General features: G+C 66.9%; 15 protein-coding genes. 4 read left to right on the top strand and 11 right to left on the bottom strand.

The window, feature by feature from the left end; genetic code table 11:
• Position 1: 1 nt before the first annotated feature.
• The 4 genes from AC1DER_RS00350 to AC1DER_RS00335 all read right to left on the bottom strand — a co-directional run bounded on the left by AC1DER_RS00350 (position 2) and on the right by AC1DER_RS00335 (position 4,018).
• Complete coding sequence (locus AC1DER_RS00350; protein WP_477357538.1) at positions 2-679, bottom strand: hypothetical protein; 678 nt, start codon at positions 677-679, stop codon at positions 2-4.
• A 153-nt stretch (positions 680-832) separates the two neighbouring features.
• On the bottom strand, positions 833-2,278 hold the full coding sequence (locus tag AC1DER_RS00345) for a TolC family protein (protein WP_477245134.1): 1,446 nt from the start codon (positions 2,276-2,278) through the stop codon (positions 833-835).
• A gap of 25 nt (positions 2,279-2,303) precedes the next feature.
• Positions 2,304-3,446: an HlyD family secretion protein gene (locus AC1DER_RS00340; RefSeq protein ID WP_477245132.1), complete on the bottom strand. Its 1,143-nt coding sequence runs from the start codon at positions 3,444-3,446 to the stop codon at positions 2,304-2,306.
• 74 nt (positions 3,447-3,520) lie between these two features.
• The gene (locus AC1DER_RS00335) at positions 3,521-4,018 is read right to left on the bottom strand and encodes a DUF3302 domain-containing protein (RefSeq protein ID WP_477245130.1); all 498 of its coding nucleotides are present in this window, start codon (positions 4,016-4,018) and stop codon (positions 3,521-3,523) included.
• 310 nt (positions 4,019-4,328) lie between these two features.
• On the opposite strand from AC1DER_RS00335, the gene AC1DER_RS00330 reads away from it, so the two are divergent.
• On the top strand, positions 4,329-4,889 hold the full coding sequence (locus AC1DER_RS00330; RefSeq protein WP_477245129.1) for a DUF2939 domain-containing protein: 561 nt from the start codon (positions 4,329-4,331) through the stop codon (positions 4,887-4,889).
• Between the two features lie 27 nt (positions 4,890-4,916).
• Here AC1DER_RS00330 and AC1DER_RS00325 read toward each other — a convergent pair whose 3' ends face one another.
• The 4 genes from AC1DER_RS00325 to AC1DER_RS00310 form a co-directional block, all read right to left on the bottom strand.
• The gene (locus AC1DER_RS00325; protein WP_441814619.1) at positions 4,917-5,822 is read right to left on the bottom strand and encodes a 5'-nucleotidase; all 906 of its coding nucleotides are present in this window, start codon (positions 5,820-5,822) and stop codon (positions 4,917-4,919) included.
• A gap of 93 nt (positions 5,823-5,915) precedes the next feature.
• Positions 5,916-6,689 (bottom strand): NAD kinase, encoded by a 774-nt coding sequence (locus AC1DER_RS00320; protein WP_441814620.1) that lies wholly within the window; start codon positions 6,687-6,689, stop codon positions 5,916-5,918.
• Between the two features lie 109 nt (positions 6,690-6,798).
• A complete protein-coding gene (locus tag AC1DER_RS00315; RefSeq protein ID WP_477357535.1) occupies positions 6,799-11,877 on the bottom strand; it encodes an NAD-glutamate dehydrogenase in 5,079 nt (1,692 codons plus the stop codon).
• Between the two features lie 357 nt (positions 11,878-12,234).
• Entirely contained in the window at positions 12,235-13,395 is a 1,161-nt protein-coding gene (locus tag AC1DER_RS00310) for an acyl-CoA dehydrogenase family protein (protein WP_441814622.1), read from the bottom strand.
• A gap of 168 nt (positions 13,396-13,563) precedes the next feature.
• Here AC1DER_RS00310 and AC1DER_RS00305 point away from each other — a divergent pair, with 168 nt between their 5' ends.
• The 3 genes from AC1DER_RS00305 to metH are packed head-to-tail and all read left to right on the top strand — an operon-like array spanning position 13,564 to position 18,348.
• Positions 13,564-14,550 (top strand): ArsR/SmtB family transcription factor, encoded by a 987-nt coding sequence (locus AC1DER_RS00305; protein ID WP_477245123.1) that lies wholly within the window; start codon positions 13,564-13,566, stop codon positions 14,548-14,550.
• Between the two features lies 1 nt (position 14,551).
• Positions 14,552-15,664, top strand: coding sequence for a homocysteine S-methyltransferase family protein (locus tag AC1DER_RS00300; protein WP_477357532.1), 1,113 nt, complete (start codon positions 14,552-14,554; stop codon positions 15,662-15,664).
• Complete coding sequence (gene metH / locus AC1DER_RS00295) at positions 15,661-18,348, top strand: methionine synthase (RefSeq protein WP_477245119.1); 2,688 nt, start codon at positions 15,661-15,663, stop codon at positions 18,346-18,348. The genes AC1DER_RS00300 and metH overlap by 4 nt, the downstream gene beginning before the upstream one ends.
• A gap of 58 nt (positions 18,349-18,406) precedes the next feature.
• On the opposite strand, the gene AC1DER_RS00290 is transcribed toward metH, so the two are convergent.
• Genes AC1DER_RS00290 through AC1DER_RS00280 form a run of 3 tightly spaced genes read right to left on the bottom strand, consistent with a single transcriptional unit; the run spans position 18,407 to position 20,712 of the window.
• A complete protein-coding gene (locus AC1DER_RS00290) occupies positions 18,407-19,123 on the bottom strand; it encodes a DUF2058 domain-containing protein (protein WP_477245117.1) in 717 nt (238 codons plus the stop codon).
• Between the two features lie 9 nt (positions 19,124-19,132).
• Complete coding sequence (locus AC1DER_RS00285) at positions 19,133-19,369, bottom strand: SlyX family protein (protein ID WP_477245115.1); 237 nt, start codon at positions 19,367-19,369, stop codon at positions 19,133-19,135.
• Positions 19,366-20,712 (bottom strand): UDP-glucose dehydrogenase family protein, encoded by a 1,347-nt coding sequence (locus AC1DER_RS00280; protein ID WP_477357529.1) that lies wholly within the window; start codon positions 20,710-20,712, stop codon positions 19,366-19,368. The genes AC1DER_RS00285 and AC1DER_RS00280 overlap by 4 nt, the downstream gene beginning before the upstream one ends.
• Between the last annotated feature and the right edge of the window lie 10 nt (positions 20,713-20,722).

The following is a 20,722-nucleotide window of genomic DNA, read 5'->3' as shown; positions in this document are numbered from 1 at the left end:
GCTAGCCGCCCAGTGCGATCGCCAGGGCCACCAGCCCCGCGCCACCGATCAGGAAACACAGGCCAACCAGCCAGGGTCTGCCCAGCGTGTAGCGCGACCAGGCGCAGCCGGTGCCGAACAGCAGCAACAGCAGCACGGCGTTGGACGCGCGCAGCGCCAGCCAGGCATCGTCGATCAGCAGGAAGGGCACCGCCGCCGGCACGCTGCTCAGCACCACCAGCCAGAAACTGGTGAACGCACCCAGGTAATCGTCCTTGTGCAGCGACACAGCCGCTTCCGTCCGGGTGCGCAGGTGGCTGGCGATGCGCGCGTACAACGACTGCCGATCGCTGGCGGGCATCACGTCGCCCAGCAGCTCGTCCAGCTCACCGGCGACCACGATATGGGCGGAACGCTCGTCCGCCGCTGCGCGCACGGCCTGCGCCAGGCGGCGCTTGCGGCCGCGGTCGAACAGCACGCCCACCAGGTACATCGCGGCATCGATGATGCCCCAGGCGATATTGCAGCCGATCAACGCGATCAGCAGCTCGCGTGCGCCTTCGCGGCCCTCGTCCTGGATGATGATGCCGGCACCGAGGGTGAAGGTCAGCGTCATGATCAGGCCGAACAGTACCTCTGCCAGGCTCGTGGCCGGGTCGAGGTATCGGTTCATCAGTGACGAGCGACGTTCGATGCCCATGGCAGCCATCCACGGCAGTGGTCGTTCTACAGCGGCATGAAGGAACAGCGACGCGATTGATCAGCCGGGCTGTAGCCAGCTGCACGCCCTTATACCAGTTTCGATACCCGCGCAGCGTCGCCACTCCGCCGCAGTTCCGCTATCCGATCCCGGTCACTCGCCCACCGGCGTGGCACCTGCGGCAGCCTGCGCCTGGACACCAAAATCGCCGCCGAGCGCAAGATGCAGCGTGGCGCGCTGCGCACGACGTTCGGTCGCCACGCGCATCAGGGCAATGCTGGCTGCATCCACGGCCAGCTCGCGATCGAGCAGGTCGTAGCGATCGATCTTGCCGACCCGAAACTGGGCATTGGCCGCATCCAGCGCCTGCTGCAGCGCCCCGACCTGGCCGGACAGGGACAATTCCCGCTGATGCAGCAGGGCATCTGCCGCCAGTGCACCTTCCACTTCGCCGAATGCCGCCAGAATCGCCCGTGCATAGTCGGCCGCCGCTTCGTGCTGCTGCTCGTCGCGGATCAGCACCTGGGTCTTCAGCCGGCCCGCATCGAACAGCGGCCACAACAACGTGCCCCCCACCGGAAAGACGGTCGAGCTCAATCGGTCCTTGAACCTGACGTAGTCGGAGGTCAGCTGCCCTGCACCAGCATTGAGTGCGAGCCGCGGCAGGCGCGCCGCCTTGGCCTCCTCGTGATTGAAGAAGGCCTGCTCGTAGCGCTTGCGTGCTGCCTGCAGGTCCGGACGCCGCTCGACCAGATCCGACGGCACACCGGCGGGAATCGGGTCGAGCCCTCCGGGAAGCGCGGTCGGCAGCGCGATGGAGGCCGACGGATAGCGCCCGACCAGCAGCTCCAGCGTGCGCAGCGCCTGCTGACGGGCCTGTTCGGCCTGGAACGCCGCTTCCTCGAAGGTCCGCGTCTGTGCGCGGGCGACGGCCACGTCCTGGCCGGAGACCTTGCCGACCTGCTCGCGCCGGGCCACGAGGTCCGCCTGGGCAAGCGCGATATCGCGGACCCGGGCGGACAGTTCGGCCTGGCGCGACGCCTCGATGCCAAGCAGCCAGGCACGCGCAGTCATCGCCGCCAGTGACTGGCGGGCATAGACGTAGTCGGCCTGGGCAGATCGAAAGGCGGCTTCGCCAGCTTTCTTTCCGGCGCGCGCCCTGCCCCATAGATCCAGCTCCCAGTTGAGGACGGCGCCATAGCCGTTGATGTCGAGTCCGTTGGCCGGCTGCAGCGAGTTGGAATACTTGCCGCCCAGGCCAATGGTGGGCAGCAGGTCTGCGCCGGCCAGTTGCATCTGGCCACGCGCCTGCTCGAGCCGGCTGCCGGCCGCGCGCAGGTCGGGGTTGTGCGCGATGGCCTCGTCGATCAACTGCCTGAGCTGTCCATCGTCGCTGAAGCCCAGCCATTCCGGGCGGAAGGGATTGGCCTGCGCCGCGGCGGTCCACTGCGCGGGTACCACCAGCGAACCGACCGCCTCCTGGTAGATCTCGCCATCGGACGGTGCGGTGAGGTTGGCGCAACCGGCGATCGCGACAGCGAGGCCCGCAACGGCGCCCGCCAGGAGAACGCGGCTGCGGCGTGCGCGATCGGGGGTCATGACTTGTGCCCTGCCCATGCCAACCTCAATGCAACTTCAGGATCAGATAGTTGGTCACCGAATCGACGCGGATCAGCACCTTCCTGATCAGGTGAATCGGCCGCACATGCGGCGTGTAGATCGCCCCGGTGCCGCGCGCGCCCATGGCAAGGAAGTTGCGCTCGGGATCGATGATCCGCACCTTGACCGCATACTTCTGCGCCGTCTGCGGCAGCTCGGACTGACCCGGCAGGTTGGGCAGCACACCGGAGGCCTGGAGCTGCCCCTGCCCGGTTGCCCACACGATCGAATCGACCTCGCCCTTGATGATTTTCCCCGGCAAGGTCGGCAGCGCGATCTCCACTTCGTCGCCCGGCCTGACCTTGGTCAGCTCGTTCTGGTTGTAGAACGCGACTACCTGCTGGTCGACTTCGACGAACGTCATCACCGGGCGGAACGGCAACGCCGCCGCGTAGGAGCCCACGCGCACCTGCAGGTTGATCGCGTAACCATCCGCCGGTGCCAGCACGACGGTCTGCGACAGCTCCCACTGCGCCTGCTCCAGTTGCGCACGCGTGGCGGCGACCGCGGACTGCTCACCGCCGACCAGTGCGTCGAGCTCGGTCTGCACTTTCGCTTCGGCCGCCATCGCGGCGTGGTAGGCCGGTTCCAGCCGCTTGACGTCTGCCTCGTACGATTCGACGTCGTAATGGGCGCCGGCACCCTCCGACGAAAGCTGCTGCGACTGCTTAAGTCGCGTCCGCGCCAGGTCGAGCTGCGCCAGCGCCGACTGCGTGTTGCTGCGCGCGGCACGCAGATCCTGATTGAGCTGGGCGGCGGACGACTCGGCACCCACCAGCGTGGCCTCGAGTTCCTTCACCTTCAGCTTGAACGGTTCCGGATCGATCCTCAGGATCGGCGTTCCCTTGCGATACAGGCGATTGCCTTCGATCGGCACCTCGATCACGCGTCCGGTCACGCGCGGAACCACTTCAACCGCGTAGTTCAGCACGCGCACGTCGTTGGACGAGGGCGCGACCACGTTGAGCACCAGGATCGTGGCGGCCATTCCCGCCAGCGCGATCACCACCACTGCGACTTGGGAGTAGATGTTCCAGGGCAGCAGCTTGAACTTGATGAAGACCAGCCAGACGAGGAGGCTGTAAATCGCGAGTATCAGGACTTCCAAGGTGCCCCCACTTCGTTGCGGATGGATGGTGTAGGCATGTCGCGGGGCAAGGTGCGCACGATGGGCGGCAGGGTTCAGCCGTGCAACGACGTGTTGCGTGCCGTCAGCGCATCCAGACGCCCTTGCAGCACGGCGACCCGCTGGCGCAGCAGCACGAGTTCCTCGTCGATACGGTCGTCGTCTGCGGCGTCATCGAAATGCGGGTCCGGCACGATTGCTGCGCATTTCCCGGGCAAGGGCTTGTCGAATGCCGCCGACCTGCCTTCATGCTCGTTCTCGACGGATGGCTCCAGGCGGAAACGCAGCGGCTTCATGTAGGCCCACAGCATTGCCAGCGGCCACAACAGGCCGCCGAACACCAGCGACAATAGACACAGCGCCTGGATGGCCTCCTTCTGCGGGTGGTTGCGCGCCTCGGCGACCCGTTCGGGCCAGACGTGCACGACCCAGAAGACGCTCAGGGCCAGGACCGGCGTCACCACGATGACGACCCAGACCATGACGTCGGCAATCGCATCCTCCAATCCGCCAGAAGCGAACGCCTGTCCGGAATGCAGCACCAGCGTCGCCATCAGCATTTGCAGTGGAACTGGCAAACGCCGTTTCGGCAATGCACGCGCAGACGCCAGGGGTCGTGTTGCTCTCACGCAGATCCTCCGTGGGATGGTCGCAGGCCGGCTGTGCCATCGCGCTGCCGCCGCTGCGGCACTGCGAACCCGAAGGGCCGCTTCAAATGGGGGGTGAAAAATGGCAGCTGCGGCCAGACGGAACAATGAGAAACGTCTGATTCATTGAGTGCGCCGCGCTGACGCGTTCGACCGGCCTTCACCGTCGCGGCTGAATGCGCCGCTATGCTGGTGCGCCTGCAATATGGAGCGCCCGATGAAGAAATGGATCGCGTTGTCGCTGTTCGTCGCGCTGGCCCTGATGGCCTGGATCGCGGCGGGCCCGTTCATGACCATCCGCACCATTCGCGAGGCGATCCAGAGCCAGAGCAGCGCGGCGCTGTCGGAGCAGGTCGACTTCCCGTTGCTTCGGCAGAGCCTGCGGGCGCAGGTCGAGGACACGCTGGCGCGGCGTGCGGGCGCGCAGGTGCAGGAGAACCCGCTCGGCGCCATCGCGCTCGGGCTGGCCAACCAGGCCGCCGGCGGCATGGTCGATGCGATCGCCACGCCAGCCGGAATCGGCGCAATCCTGGAGGGTCGCGGGCTGGTGCACCGCCTCAGCGGCGGCGGCATCCGCAGCGACGACAGCTACGCGCACCAGCCACCGCCCGATCCGCTGCGCGACGCCAGTTACCGCTTCGAGTCGCCCTCGCGTTTCACCGCCACGGTACGCACCGCGGACGGCTCACCCGTCGTGTTCGTCCTGCTGCGACAAGGGATGACCTGGAAACTTGCCGACATCCGCCTGCCACTGGATGGTCCTGCGCTCTCCGATTGACGCACCTTCGCCGGCGCGTACCCGTCTTCAGCGATTGGCGATGCCGTGGGGCACGTGCCCCGCGGCGACGTGATCGCGCGCGGACACGATGTTGTGTTCGGAGTCGTCGAAGAAGATGTCGGCCCCGAATGCTTCCAGGAACGGCCCCTTGGCGCGGCCGCCGAGGAACAATGCCTCGTCCAGGCGGATGCCCCACTCGCGCAGCGTTCGGATGACGCGTTCGTGCGCAGGCACCGAGCGTGCGGTGACCAGGGCCGTGCGGATCGGCGCGTTCTGGCCGGTCGGGAACGCCTCCTGCAACCGGTGCAGCGCATCGAGGAAGCCGCGGAACGGCCCGCCGGACAGCGGTTCGCCAGCGTGGCTGCGCTCGTGTTCGGCAAACGCGGCCAGGCCGCCTTCGCGCGAGACGCGCTCGCCCTCGTCATCGAAGATCACCGCGTCGCCGTCGAAGGCGATGCGCAACTGGTCGTGACGCTGCTGCGGCACGTGCGAGGGCAGCAGCGTCGCGGCCGCGATCCCGGCGGCGAGCGCATTGCGCACGTCTTCGGCGTTGGCCGACAGGAACAGATCGGCGCCGAACGGGCGGATATAGGGGAACGGTGGCGCGCCATTGCTGAATGCCGCGCGCTTGATCGCCAGGCCATGGTGGGCGATCGAGTTGAAGATGCGCAGGCCGCTGTCGGCCGAATTGCGCGAGATCAGGATCACTTCGACCCGCGGGGCTTCCTGCGGCGCGCCTTCATTCAGGGCGAGCAGTTTGCGCACCAGCGGAAACGCCACGCCCGGCGACAACAGATCGTCTTCGTGGGCGCGCTGGAATTCGGCATAGGCATCGATGCCCTCGCGTTCGAACAACGCGTGGCTGTCTTCCATGTCGAACAGGGTGCGCGATGAAATCGCGACTATCAGCGGATCGGCGTCACGGTCGGGCATGGGCGCATTATGCAGCAGTCCTGTCTCGCCCAATGCGACACGACCGGCCTGCACGCCGGGGACCGGGCCCCATCCGGGCGGTGCGGGCCGGGCTCAACCGCTGGTGAACTGTTCGGCCAGCATCCGCTCTTCGAGGTTGTGTTCCGGGTCGAACAGCAGCGTGACGGTGCGGTCATGCGATTCGCGGATGGTGACCTCGACCACGTCGCGGACTTCATGGGAATCGGCAGTGGCGCTGACCGGCCGCTTGTAGGGGTCCAGGACCTGGAACCGCACTTCGGTGTCGGCCTTGAGCACGGCGCCGCGCCAGCGACGGGGGCGGAAGGCCGCGATCGGCGTCAGCGCGATGACATTCGCTCCCAATGGCAGGATAGGTCCGAGCGCGGAAAAGTTGTAGGCCGTGCTGCCCGCGGTGGTCGCCACCAGCACGCCGTCGCAGATCAGTTCGTCCAGGCGTGTCTCGCCGTTGAGATCGATGCGCAGGTGCGCGGCCTGGCGGGTCTGGCGCAACAACGAGACCTCGTTGTAGGCCAGCGAGCCGACGGTGGCGCCGGATTCGGTCTGCGCGACCATTTCCAGCGGCCGCAGCACCGCCGGTTCGGCTGCGTGCAGGCGCCCGAGCAGGCCGTCCCCGCCATGGTGGTTCATCAGGAAGCCGACCGTGCCCAGCTTCATGCCGTAGACGGGGCGGCCGAGGCTGCCGTGGCGGTGCAGCGTCGACAGCATGAAGCCATCGCCGCCGAGCGCGACGATGACGTCCGCGTCCGCGGGTTCGTGCTGGCCGTGTCGTGCAACCAGTTCCGCCAGTGCGCGTTGCGCCTCATCGGCGGTACTGGCGAGGAAGGCGATGCGTGGCGTCGCGGTCATCGGCGGCTCCGGGTGGATGCGATCAGCATAACCCGGAGCGGATTCAGGCGTGGCCTGGAAAGAAAAAGCCCCGGACATGCCGGGGCTCGTTCTCGACCTTCGACCGGGCTTACGCGCCGGAAGCGGCCACCTGTGCCAGGCGCCGCACGGCCACCGACAACGTCGGGTAGTCGAGCGACTTCTGGTTGAGCAGGTCGGCAAACATCGTCAGGGTGAAGCGCAGTGCCGCGTCGTCGCGCTTGAGCCAGGCCTCGACCTTGGCCTCGGCCGGCTTCTTGCCGCCGTCGGCGAGGATCTGCGACACCAGCGTGCGTGCCTGCGTCGCCAGCTCATCGCGCAGCGCGCCGCGGGCCAGTGCCTGCCAACGGCCATCGACAGGCAGCTGCTCGACCTGCTCGTACAGCCACGGCAGGTTGAGCGCGGCGCCCAGCGAGAAGTACGCGCGGGCAACCTCGACCGCCGGCATCTTGCGCGCCAGCGAGATCTCGACGATGTCGCAGCCGAACTCCAGCAGCGGCAGCACGGCAAGCTGCTCGGCCAGCGCAGCCGGCAGGCCCTTGCCCTTCCACTCGGCCACGCGCGCGGCGTAGGTGTCGCGGCGGGCATCGGACAGCACGCCCGGCACAGCACCGCGCACGGCGTTGATGCCGTCGCTGTAGCGGGTCATGGCCGCGGCGATCTCCGGCATCTTGCCCGGACGCGACAACAGCCAGCGCGACATCGACCGCAGCAGGTGCCAGATCACCTGCAAGGCATCGACCTGCACGCTCTCGGGCACCTTGCCGTCGAGTGCGTCGATCTGCGCCCACAGGCCACGTGCATCGACCGCTTCGCGGGAGATGGTGTAGGCCTCGGCCACTTCGGCCGGGCTGCGGCCGGTGTCCTCGGTCATGCGCAGGGTGAACGTCGCGCCCATGCGGTTGACCATCGAGTTGGTCACCGCGGTGGCGATGATCTCGCGCTTCAGGCGATGATTTTCCATCGCCTTGGCGTACTTGGCCTGCAACGGCTGCGGGAAGTAGCGGACCAGTTCCTTGGACAGGTACGGGTCTTCCGGCACGTCCGAGTCGAGCAGCTGCTGGAACAGCACGATCTTCGAGTACGACAACAGCACCGCCAGCTCCGGACGGGTCAGGCCCTGGCCACGCGACTTGCGCTCGGCGATCTCGGCATCGGAAGGCAGGTATTCGATCTGGCGATCGAGCAGGCCCTGCGATTCCAGCGTCTGGATGAAGTGCTGCTTGGAGCCCAGGCGGTGCACGCTCATCCGCTCCATCAGGCTCAGCGCCTGGTTCTGGCGGTAGTTGTCGTTGAGCACCAGCAGGCCGACCTCGTCGGTCATCTGCGCCAGCAGCTTGTTGCGATCGGGCACCGTGAGCTTCTTCTTCTGCACTTCGCCGTTGAGCAGGATCTTGATGTTCACCTCATGGTCGGAGGTGTCCACACCGGCGGAGTTGTCGATGAAGTCGGTGTTGAGCAGCACGCCGTGCAGCGCGGCCTCTATGCGGCCGAGCTGGGTCATGCCCAGGTTGCCGCCCTCGCCCACCACCTTGCAGCGCAGGTCGCGGCCATTCACGCGCAGGGCGTTGTTGGCGCGGTCGCCGACGTCGGAGTTGCTCTCGTTGCTGGACTTGACGTAGGTGCCGATGCCGCCGTTCCACAGCAGGTCGACAGGTGCCTTCAATATCGCGCTGAGCAGTTCCACCGGGCTCATGGCGGTCACGCCGTTGTCGATGCCGAGCGCGGCCTTGATCTCCGGCGACAGCGGGATGGACTTGGCCGAGCGCGGGAACACGCCGCCGCCCTTGCTGATCAGCGACTTGTCGTAGTCGTCCCAGCTCGAACGCGGCAGCTTGAACATGCGCTGGCGCTCCTTGAACGTCGCCGCCGCATCCGGGTTCGGGTCGAGGAAGATGTGGCGGTGGTCGAACGCGGCCAGCAGGCGGATCTGCTTGCTCAGCAGCATGCCGTTGCCGAACACGTCGCCGGACATGTCGCCGACGCCGACCACGGTGAAGGGGTCCTTCTGGCTGTCGCGGCCCATGGCGCGGAAGTGGCGCTTGACCGACTCCCAGGCGCCGCGTGCGGTGATGCCCATGCCCTTGTGGTCGTAGCCGACCGAGCCGCCCGACGCGAACGCGTCGTCGAGCCAGTAGCCGTGCGCGCGGGCGATGGCGTTGGCGATGTCGGAGAAGGTCGCGGTGCCCTTGTCGGCGGCCACGACCAGGTACGGATCGTCGCCGTCGTGGCGCACCACGTTCGACGGCGGCACGACCTTGCCGTCGACCAGGTTGTCGGTGATGTCGAGCAGGCCGTTGATGAAGCGCTGGTAGCAGGCCACGCCCTCGTTGAACCAGGCGTCGCGGTCAACCGCCGGGTCCGGCAGCTGCTTGGCGAAGAAACCGCCCTTGGAGCCGACCGGCACGATCACGGTGTTCTTCACCATCTGCGCCTTGACCAGGCCCAGCACCTCGGTGCGGAAGTCCTCGCGGCGATCCGACCAGCGCAGGCCGCCACGGGCAACCGGACCGAAGCGCAGGTGCACGCCTTCCACGCGCGGGCCGTAGACGAAGATCTCGCGGTACGGACGCGGCTTGGGCAGGTCCGGCACCTTGCTGGAGTCGAACTTGAAGCTGATGTAGTCGGTCGGGCCGCCGTCGGCGCGCAGGCCGTTCTTGTAGTTGATGTAGTAGCTGGTGCGCAGGGTGGCGTCGATCACGCCGATGAAGCTGCGCAGGATGCGGTCCTCATCGAGGCTGGCAACGCGGTCGAGCAGGCCCTTGATCGCCTCGCGGGTGGCTCCGACCTGCGCGTCACGCTTGCCGGCGCGGGCGTCGATGGCCGGCTTGAGCACGGCCAGCGCGGCTTCGTCGCCGTTGGCGAGCGTCTTGAGCTGGGCGGCGAACTGCTCCATGCCGGCCTTGATCTGGGCCTTGCTCTCGTTGCCGGTGCACGGGTCGAACTTGGCCTCGAACAGCTCCACCAGCAGGCGCGCCAGCAGCGGGTAGCGGTTGAGCGTGGCTTCCACGTACGGCTGCGAGAACGGCACGCCGACCTGCATCAGGTACTTGGTGTAGCCGCGCAGCATCGACACCTGGCGCCAGGACAGGTTGGCGGTGAGGATCAGGCGGTTGAAGCCGTCGTTCTCGGCATTGCCGCGCCAGATCTGCGCGAAGGCTTCCTCGAAGTTGGCATCGAGGCTGGAGATGTCGAGGTTGGTATCGGCGATCTCGACCTCGAAGTCCTGGATGAACATCGTCTTGGAGCCGGTGGTCCCGTCGCCGGTCGCCTTGTCGCCGGCCACCAGGCGGTAGGGGTGCTCGGAAATCACCCGCAGGCCCATGTTCTCCATCATCGGCAGCGCATCCGACAGCGGGATGTCGTCGTGCTCGCGATAGAACTTGAAGCGCAGGCCACCCACGCCACGATGGGCGCGATACAGGCTCAGGCGCAGGTCGTCCGGACCGGTCAGCGCGGCCAGGTGGTCGACGTCGTCGGCGGCGACGCCGGCGCTGACTTCCTCGATGTAGCCGGTCGGCAACGCGCGGCCGTAGATGTTGGTCAGCGCCAGGCCGCGTTCCTCGCCATGGCGTGCGATCAGCTGTTCACGCAGGTCGTCCTGCCAGTTGCGCACGATCTTCGACAGCTCGGCTTCGATATGCACGGTTTCCGCGGCGGTGATGTCCTCGCGCGCGGCTTCGCCACTCCTGGGCCGGACGATCAGGTGCACCTGCGCCAGCGGCGACTCGCCGCCGAGGGTGACCGAGGAATCGACGTGCTCGCCGCGCAACTCGCGCTTGAGCATCGCCTCGATGCGCAGGCGCATGTCGGTGTTGAAGCGATCGCGCGGGATGTAGACCAGCACCGAGAAATAGCGACCGTAGCGGTCGCGGCGCAGGAACAGCTTGCTGCGCACGCGCTCCTGCAGGCCCAGGATGCCGGTGGCCGTGCGCAGCAGTTCCTGTTCACTGGACTGGAACAGCTCGTCGCGCGGCAGGCTCTCAAGGATGTGGCGCAGCGCCTTGCCGCTGTGGCTGTCCGGCGCCAGGCCGGACTTGGCCATCACGTACTCATGGCGCTGGCGCACCAGCGGGATGTCCCACGGGCGACGGTTGTAGGCGCTGGAGGTGTACAGGCCCAGGAAGCGCTCCTCGCGCACCGGCTGGCCCTTGGCGTCGAAGCTGAGGATGCCGATGTAATCCATGTAGCCGGGGCGATGGACGGTGGCGCGGGCGTTGGTCTTGGTCAGGATCAGTGCATCGACCGAACCGGACTGCGGCATGTAATGCGCCGCCAGCGAGGTCAGCAGACGCGGCTTGCCGACGTCCTGGCCGCGCAACAGGCCCATGCCGCTGGCCTTGTCGGCAGCAAGCACCTGCTGGCCGCCCTTTTCGACCACGTCGTACTCGCGGAAGCCGAGGAAGGTGAAGTGGTTGTCGGCGGCCCAGCGCAGGAACTCCTGCGCCTCGTGCTTGCCGGCGTCGCCGACCGGCAGCTTGCGCGAGCCCAGGTCCTCGGCAATGGCGAGCATCTTCGCCTTCATCTGCGGCCAGTCGCGCACCGAGGCGCGGACATCGGCCAGCACCGCTTCCAGCGCCTGCTTGATCTTCGGCATCGCTTCCAGCGGCTGGCGGTCGATCTCCAGGTGCATCAGCGATTCCGACACGCCCTCGCCGACCGCGACCAGCTTGCCGGCCTTGTCGCGCTTGAAGGTCACCACCGGGTGTCCCAGCACGTGCACGCCGATGCCCTGCTCGGCCAGCGCCATGGTCACCGAATCGACCAGGAACGGCATGTCGTCGTTGGCGATCTGGACGACGGTGTGGGTCGATTCCCAGCCTTCGTTCTTGATCGTCGGGTTGAACAGCTGCACCAGCGCCGAGCCCGGCTTGCGCGCACGGGCGTAATCGAGGAAATCGGTGGCCAGCTCGGCCCAGCCTTCGGCGCTGTGCTGGGGCAGCTCATCGCTGCTCATGCGCTTGTAGAAAGCGTTGATGAAGGCCTCGGCCTCGGCATGGCGCGCCTTGGGCAGGCGCTTGCGCATGGCGGCGAGGATCGGTTCGAGCGAGACGGTGTCGTTCTTCACGGTTGCCGGCGATGACTTGGCGGGCGCCTTGGCCGGAGCCTTGGTCTTTTCCGCGGAGGCCTTGGCGGCGGGCTTGGCAGCAACGTTGCGTTTGATGCTCATGGGAACTGAAGGTCCAATGGAAAGAGGCCCACGCTATTCGCGCGGGCCAGGGGGATACGGTTCAGTACGGGCAGCTCGCGGGCGCGACTTGGCGCGGTGCGATCAGCGGACGCTTTACGCCCGGGTCGGCGTCGGGTGCGCCGGCCTCGGGTTTGCGGAGGCGAGCCGGGAGCAGGCCGCCACCGCGGTCGACGGGACAGGCCGTGGGGCGTGACGATCCAAAACGTTTCATGACGTGGCTCGCTACTGCGTGGATCTCTACAGCGGGAGTGCTACTTCATCGCTCGGCTGCAGCGGGTCTGGCTGCAGCCGTGTCACGGGCGCCGGGCGCCGGCACCCGCTCGGTACGCCGGCCTCTCAGCGCAGGCCGGTCTCGTTGCGGGCGATCACCAGGCGCTGGATCTCGCTGGTGCCCTCGTAGATCTCGGTGATCTTGGCGTCGCGGAAGTACCGCTCCAGCGGCATCTCCTTGGAGTAACCCATGCCGCCATGGATCTGCACGGCCTGGTGGGTGATCCACATCGCCGCTTCGGAAGCGGTGAGCTTGGCGATTGCCGCCTCGTTGCTGAAGCGGGCGCCGCCCTGCTCGAACCGGCCCTTCTGCCACGCCGCGCGCAGCGTCAGCAGCGTGGCTGCGTCGAGCTTGCACTTCATGTCGGCGATCTTGGCCTGGGTCATCTGGAAAGTGCCGATCGCGGCGCCGAACGCCTTGCGCTCGCGCACGTACTCCAGGGTCCTCTCGTAGGCGGCGCGGGCGATGCCGATGGCCTGGCTGGCGATGCCGATGCGGCCGGCGTCGAGCACGCTCATGGCGATCTTGAAGCCGTGGCCTTCGTCGCCGAGCACGTCCTCGGGCTGCGCGACGTAGTCCTCGAACTCGATCTCGCAGGTGGCCGAGGCGCGGATGCCGAGCTTGGGCTCGGTCTTGCCGCGCAGGAAGCCCGGCTTGGCGGTGTCGATCATGAAAGCGGTGATGCCGCGCGCGCCCTTGTCCGGCTCGGTCATCGCGAACAGCACGATGTACTTGGCAACCGGGCCGGAGGTGATCCAGCTCTTCTTGCCGTTGATGACGAACGTGCCGTCGGCCTGCTTGGTGGCCTTGCAGCGCATCGCGGTGGCGTCGGAACCCGACTGCGGCTCGGTCAGCGCGAAGGCGCCGATCTCGCGGCCTTCGGCAATCGCGCGCACGTACAGCTGCTTCTGTTCTTCGGTACCGAACTTGAGGATGCCGTTGCAGAACAGCGAATTGTTGACCGAAACGATGGTCGAGTGGGCAGCGTCGCCGGCGGCGATCTCGATCATGGCCAGCACGTAGCTGATGGGGTCCATGCCGGCTCCGCCGTACTCGGCCGGCACCTCGATGCCCATCAGGCCGTTCTCGCCCAGGGTGCGGATGTTCGCCAGCGGAAACTCGCCGGTCTGGTCGTGGTGCTCTGCGCTGGGAGCAATTTTTTCCTGGGCGATGCGGCGGGCCACATCCTGGATCATCAACTGCTCTTCAGTGAAGCCAAAATCCACGTCGGTTACCTCGGGCTTTAGTAATTCGGGTGCTTACGGATGTTATTTCGGTACCGCAGACGCGAATTGTAGCCGTCTCGTGCAGGAAAGGCAGGCCCTGAGGTCGCGCTTGACCCTTGAGGCCTTGCGGCCCAAACTTATCGCTATATCGCGATAGGTTGATAAATCATGGATCTCGAAGGCTGGTCGCTGCGACTGAAGGTGTTCGCCGACGCCACCCGCGTGCGCCTGCTGGCACTGCTGGAGCGCGAGGAGCTCACGGTCGCCGAGTTGTCGGCCATCACCCGCCTCGCCCAACCGCGCGTTTCGACGCATCTGGCAAAGCTCAAGGAGGCCGGGCTGGTCCGCGACCGCCGTTCCGGCGTCTCGGCGTATTACCGGTTCGACGACGCCTCGCTCGATTCGGCGCAGCGGGCACTGTGGCAAACGCTGCGTGAAGGCAGCGACGACCCCCTGCTGCGCCAGGATGCCGAGCGCGTCGGCAACGTGCTCGCGGCGCGCGCCTCCGAACAGAACTGGGCCGATTCAGTGGCCGGCGACATGGAGCGTCACTACTCTCCGGGTCGCACCTGGGAGGCGCTTGCACGCTCGGCATTGCCACTGCTGGAGCCGGGCGACGTGCTCGACATCGCATCGGGCGACGGCGTCCTGGCCGAGCTGCTCGCGCCGCATTCGCACCGCTACGTCTGTCTGGACTCCAGCACCAAGGTCGTACTTGCCGCCTCCGAGCGCCTGCGCAAGCTGCGCAACGTCGAGGTCCGCGAAGGCGACATGCACGCGCTGCCCTTCGACGACGCGCACTTCGACCTGGTGGTGCTAATGCATGCGCTGACCTACGCCGACCATCCGGCGCAGGCAGTGGCCGAGGCCGCACGCGTACTGCGACCGGGCGGACGGCTGCTCCTGACCAGCCTGGCCAAGCACGAGCATCGTGGCGTGGTGGAGGCCTATGGCCACGTCAACCTGGGCTTCAGCGAAAAGGACCTGTCGAAGTTCGTCGGCAAGGCCGGGTTCGAGATCAGCAGCTGCGAAACCGTCACCCGCGAACGCCGCCCGCCCCATTTCGAAGTCATCGCCCTGATCGCGCGCAAGCCGGTCGATGCCGTCACCGCCGACTCCAGATCCGCAGCACGCAAAACCAGCAGGAAAGCCTGACATGAGCACCCTCCCCTGGCTCAATCCCGATCGTGCGCAGTCGCTGCAGCAGCTTCTGCGCGAGCGCATCCTCATCATCGACGGCGCCATGGGCACGATGATCCAGCGCCACGAACTCGATGAGGCCGCCTATCGCGGCGAGCGCTTCGCCCATGGCTACGACCGTGCCTACGCCGCTTCCGGGCACGTGCACGGCGAAGGCTGCGGCTGCGCGCGCGACCAGCGTGGCAACAACGACCTGCTCACCCTGACCCAGCCGGACATCATCGGCGGCATCCACGCCCAGTACCTGGACGCCGGCGCCGACCTGATCGAAACCAACACCTTCAATTCGACCACGGTGTCGCTGTCCGACTACGGCCTGGAGCACCTCGCGCGCGAGCTCAACGAATCCGGCGCGCGCCTTGCCCGTGCCGCATGCGATGCCGCCGAAGCGACGACCCCGGGCCGTCCGCGCTTCGTCATCGGCGTGCTCGGGCCGACCAGCCGCACCGCCTCGCTCAGCCCCGACGTGAACCGCCCGGGCTTCCGCGCGATCACCTTCGACGAGTTGCGCGTGGCCTACCGCGAAGCCGCCGACGGCCTGATCGACGGCGGCGCCGACGTGCTGATGGTCGAGACCGTGTTCGACACGCTCAACGCCAAGGCCGCGCTGTTCGCGATCGAGGAAGCATTCGATGGCCGCGGCGCGCGGCTGCCGGTGATGATCTCCGGCACCATCACCGACGCCTCCGGCCGCACGCTATCAGGCCAGACCGCCGAGGCGTTCTGGTACTCGCTGCGGCATTCGCAGCCGCTGGCCATCGGCCTCAACTGCGCACTGGGCGCCAAGGATCTGCGTGCGCACGTCGACGTCCTTGCCCAGGTCGCCGATGCCAACGTCAGCACCCATCCCAACGCCGGCCTGCCCAATGCGTTCGGTGGCTATGACGAAACACCGGAAGACATGGCCGCGGTGCTGGGCGAGTTTGCCCAGGCCGGCCTGCTGAATCTGGTCGGCGGCTGCTGCGGCACCACGCCGGCGCACATCGCCGCGATCGCCGAAGCGGTTGCGCCATATCCACCGCGCGTGTTGCCGTCGCTCGAGAACGCAGCCAAGGACGAGGCCGCATGAGCGCACTGCCGCGCCAGACCCGGCTCAGCGGCCTGGAGCCGCTGCAGATCACTCCGGAAAGCAACTTCATCAATGTCGGCGAGCGCACCAATGTCACCGGCTCGGCGCAGTTCAAGAAGCTGATCCTGGATGGCCGCCTCGATGAGGCGGTCGTGGTCGCGCGCCAGCAGGTCGAGAACGGCGCCCAGGTCATCGACGTCAACATGGACGAAGGCATGCTCGACTCCGAGCGGGCCATGGTCGAGTTCCTCAACCTGATGGCCGCCGAGCCCGACATCGCGCGCGTGCCGGTGATGGTCGACAGTTCGAAATTCAGCGTGATCGAGGCCGGGCTCAAGTGCCTGCAGGGCAAGGGCATCGTCAACTCGATCTCGATGAAGGAAGGCGAGGCCGAATTCCTGCGCCAGGCACGGCTGGTGCGCCGCTATGGCGCCGCGGTGGTGGTGATGGCCTTCGACGAGGTCGGCCAGGCCGACACGATCGAGCGCAAGGTCGATATCTGCACGCGCGCCTATGGACTGCTGACGCAGGAGATCGGCTTCCCGCCGGAAGACATCATCTTCGACCCGAACGTGTTCGCCATCGCCACCGGCATCGACGAGCATAACGACTACGCGGTGGCCTTCATCGAGGCCGCGCGCGAACTCAAGCGCCGGTTCCCGTACAGCCACATCTCCGGTGGCGTCTCCAACGTCAGCTTCTCGTTCCGCGGCAACGAACCGGTGCGCCAGGCGATCCACGTCGTGTTCCTGTACCACGCGATCCGCGCCGGCATGGACATGGGCATCGTCAACGCCGGCGCCCTGCCCCTCTACGACGACCTGGACGCCGACCTGCGCGAGCGCGTCGAGGACGTCGTGCTCAATCGCCGCAGCGACGGCACCGAGCGCCTGCTCGAGATCGCCGACCGCTACAAGGGCAAGAAAGGCGAAAAGCGCGTCGAGGACCTGGCCTGGCGCGAGCGCCCGGTGCGCGAGCGACTGAGTCACTCGCTGGTGCACGGCATCGACCAGTACATAGAGACCGACACCGAAGAAGCACGCGCGCAGACCAGCCGCCCGCTCGACGTGATCGAAGGCGCACTGATGGACGGCATGAACGTCGTCGGCGACCTGTTCGGCGCCGGCAAGATGTTCCTGCCGCAGGTGGTGAAGTCCGCGCGCGTGATGAAGAAGGCCGTGGCCTACCTGCTGCCCTATATCGAAGCCGAGAAGCTGCGCACCGGCGACGTCGGCAAGTCCAACGGCAAGATCGTGATGGCGACGGTCAAGGGCGACGTCCACGACATCGGCAAGAACATCGTCGGCGTGGTGCTGGCCTGCAACAACTTCGACGTGGTCGACCTGGGCGTGATGGTGCCGGCACAGACCATCCTCGACCGCGCCCGCGCAGAGAATGCCGACCTGATCGGCCTGTCGGGCCTGATCACGCCATCGCTGGAGGAGATGAGCCACGTCGCGCGCGAGATGCAGCGCCAGGGCTTCCACGTGCCGCTGCTGATCGGCGGCGCAACCACTTCTCGCGCGCACACCGCGCTCAAGATCGATCCGCACTACAAGTCGCCCACGGTGTGGGTCAAGGACGCCTCGCGCGCCGTCGGCGTGGCGCAGTCGCTGATCAGCCCGGACCTGCGCGGCAGTTTCGTCGCCGCCAACGATGCCGATTACGCCGAGATCCGCGAGCGTCACAAGCACCGCGGCGACGGCAAGCGCCTGGTCCCGCTGGCAAAGGCGCGCGGGCAACGCTTCGACGGCCGATGGCAGGACTACACGCCGCCGACGCCGAAGCAACCGGGCCTGCAGGTGTTCGACGACTACCCGCTGGCCGAACTGGTCGACTACATCGACTGGACGCCGTTCTTCAACACCTGGGAACTGGCCGGCAAGTACCCGGCGATCCTCGACGACGAGATCGTCGGGCCACAGGCCCGCGAGCTGTATCGAGATGCCCGGCAGATGCTCAAGCGCATCGTCGACGAGAAGTGGCTCAAGGCCAAGGCAGTGTTCGCGTTGTGGCCGGCCAACAGCGTCGGCGACGATGTCGTCGTCGACACCGGCGCAACGCCCACCAACCTGCACTTCCTGCGCCAGCAGGTCGACAAGCCGGTCGAGCGCCCGGACTTCTGCCTGGCCGATTTCATCGCGCCCAAGGACTCCGGCAAGCAGGACTGGATCGGCGGTTTCGCCGTCACCGCGGGGTTGGGTATCGAAGCGCATGTCGCCCGATTCGAGGCCGATCACGACGACTACAACGCGATCCTGCTCAAGGCGCTGGCCGACCGCTTCGCAGAGGCGCTGGCCGAGCGCCTGCACCAGCGGGTGCGCAAGGAATTCTGGGGCTTTGCCAACGACGAGACACTGGACAACGACGCGCTGATCCACGAGGCCTACCGCGGCATTCGCCCGGCGCCTGGTTATCCGGCCTGTCCGGAACACAGCGAGAAGGCAACGCTGTTCCGCCTGCTCGATGCCGAAAACAACGCCGGCCTGCAGCTGACCGAGAGTTTCGCGATGTATCCGGCGGCGGCGGTTTCGGGCTACTACTTCAGCCATCCCGACAGCCAGTACTTCGTGGTCGGCCGGGTGTCGAAGGAACAGGTAGAGGATTACGCGCGCCGCAAGGGCGCCAGCGTCGCGCAGGCAGAGCGCTGGCTGGCTTCGAACCTGGATTACGACCCGGAGTGATCCACGGGTTGTCGAGAAGCAATGTCATCCCGGCTTTCGCCGGGACGACAGGCAAATCTCACCAGACCAGGTCGTCAGGTACCTGGTATTGCGGGTCGGCGTACGGATCCTCGCCGGCCGGCGCATTCGGATCGACCTTCAACGCGATCGCCGCGGCGAAGATCGTCTCGGCCTGGGCCAGCATTTCCGCGCTGACCAGCACGTAGCGGCCGTCCATCTGCAGCACGCCGAGCTCGCCGGCGTTGAGCGCCTTGAGCTGGACCTCGTTGACATAGATGCGCTTGATCTTGCCGCCGTACGGGAAATGGCGGGCGATCTCGGCGGCCGGATCGTTGAGCGTCTTGTCCTTGACCAGCTCGGTCAGCTTCGCGCGCGCTTCGCGCCGCAGGCGTGCTTCTTCCTGCTTGGCCGCCTCGGCGGCAATGCGCTCGTCCTTCTCGCGCTGGGCGCGGATCGCATAGGCCTTGGCCAGGTCGATGTCCTCGCGCGACTGCGGCTTGCCGCCCGGGCGCGGGGCGCCTGGCTTGCCGGGCGCGCCTCTGCGCTGGTCGCCCCTGCGCGGGTCGCCCCGGTGCTGATCGTTCCTGCGCTGCTCGCCCTTGCGCTGCTCACTGCCAGGAGCGCCAGCCGCTTGCGCGCCAGGCTTGCCACCCGGCGGCTTGCCAGGGCCACGCCCACCTGGCCTGCCATCGGGCTTGCCCTGCGCCGGACGTTCGGGTTTCGGCGCCGGCGTGAAGCCCAGCCCCATCAGTTGATCGCGAAGACTATTGCTCATTGCGTCGTGTCAGTAATGCGGCGGGGGCGGTTCTTGCGAAGCGTCGCCGGTGATCGGGTTGGTCGACATCGCCATGCGCATCTGCTTGAGCTCTTCAAGCACGCGATGCAACAGCAAGGCGTTGCGACCTTCTTCCTCACGCGCGCCGGCCAGCGCGTCGCTGAGTTCGGTCAGCGCCTGCTCCTGGAATGCCACGCGCATTTCCAGATCGACCAGGCGCTGCTCGAGTTCGCCCTGGCTGCTCACGGCGCTTCAATCACGATCGAGCGGCCACGGCCGATGCCGTAATAGGCCAGCCCGGCCGCCTCGACCTCATCGGGATGGTAGAGATTGCGTCCGTCGAAGATCACCCGATCGCCCAGCGATTGGTTCAAACGCTGGAAATCCGGGCTGCGGAACTGCTTCCACTCTGTCACCACGACCAGTGCGTCGGCGTCTGCCAGCGCGGCGCGCGCCGAATCGCACAGCACCAGGTCGTCGCGGTCACCGAAGATGCGGTGTGCTTCCTCGCTCGCCTCCGGGTCGTAGGCGCGCACTTTCGCACCGGCGTCCCACAGCAGTTGCAGCAGGCGTCGGCTCGATGCCTCGCGCATGTCGTCGGTGTTGGGCTTGAAGGCCAGGCCCCACACCGCGAACGTCTTGCCGGTGATCGAACCGTCGTAGTGGCGACCAATCAGTTCGAACAGGTGTTCCTTCTGGCGGTCGTTGACCGACTCCACCGCGTCCAGCAGCTGCGCCTGGTAGCCATGCTGCTGCGCCGTCTTCGCCAGCGCCTGCACGTCCTTGGGGAAGCACGAGCCGCCATAGCCGGCACCCGGATAGATGAAGTGCCAGCCGATGCGCGGGTCCGAACCGATGCCCTGGCGCACCATCTCCACGTCGGCGCCGACCTTCTCGGCGATGTTGGCGATCTCGTTCATGAAACTGATCTTGGTCGCCAGCATCGCGTTGGCGGCGTACTTGGTCAGTTCGGCCGACCGCACGTCCATCACCACGATCCGCTCGTGATTGCGGTTGAACGGCGAATACAGGCGCTTGAGCTTGTCGACCGCCGCCGTGCTGCTGGCGCCGATCACGATCCGGTCAGGACGCATGCAGTCGTTGACCGCGTCGCCCTCCTTGAGGAACTCGGGGTTGGAGGCAACCTCGAATCCGAACTCTGCGCCGCGCGCCGCAAGCTCGGCGGCAATCGTCGCGCGCACCTTGTCGGCGGTACCGACCGGCACCGTCGACTTGTTGACCACCACCACCGGCCGCTCGAGATAGCGACCGATCGTGCGCGCCACCGCCAGCACGTACTTGAGGTCGGCGCTGCCGTCCTCGTCCGGTGGCGTGCCCACGGCAATGAACACCACGTCGCCGTGACCCACCGCGGCTTCGGCGTCGGTGGTGAAGCGCAGTCGGCCGGCGGCGTGGTTGGCCTTGACCATCGGCTCCAGGCCAGGCTCGTAGATCGGGATCACGCCCTGGTTGAGGCCGTCGACCTTGGCCTGGTCGATGTCGACGCAGATCACGTCGTGGCCGACATCGGCAAGGCAGGTGCCGGTGACCAGGCCTACGTATCCGGTGCCGAAAATGGTGACGCGCATAGGTACTCCA

The organism is Lysobacter sp. 05T417 (assembly GCF_056396405.1).
This window is presented reverse-complemented; position numbering and strand designations above follow the sequence as displayed.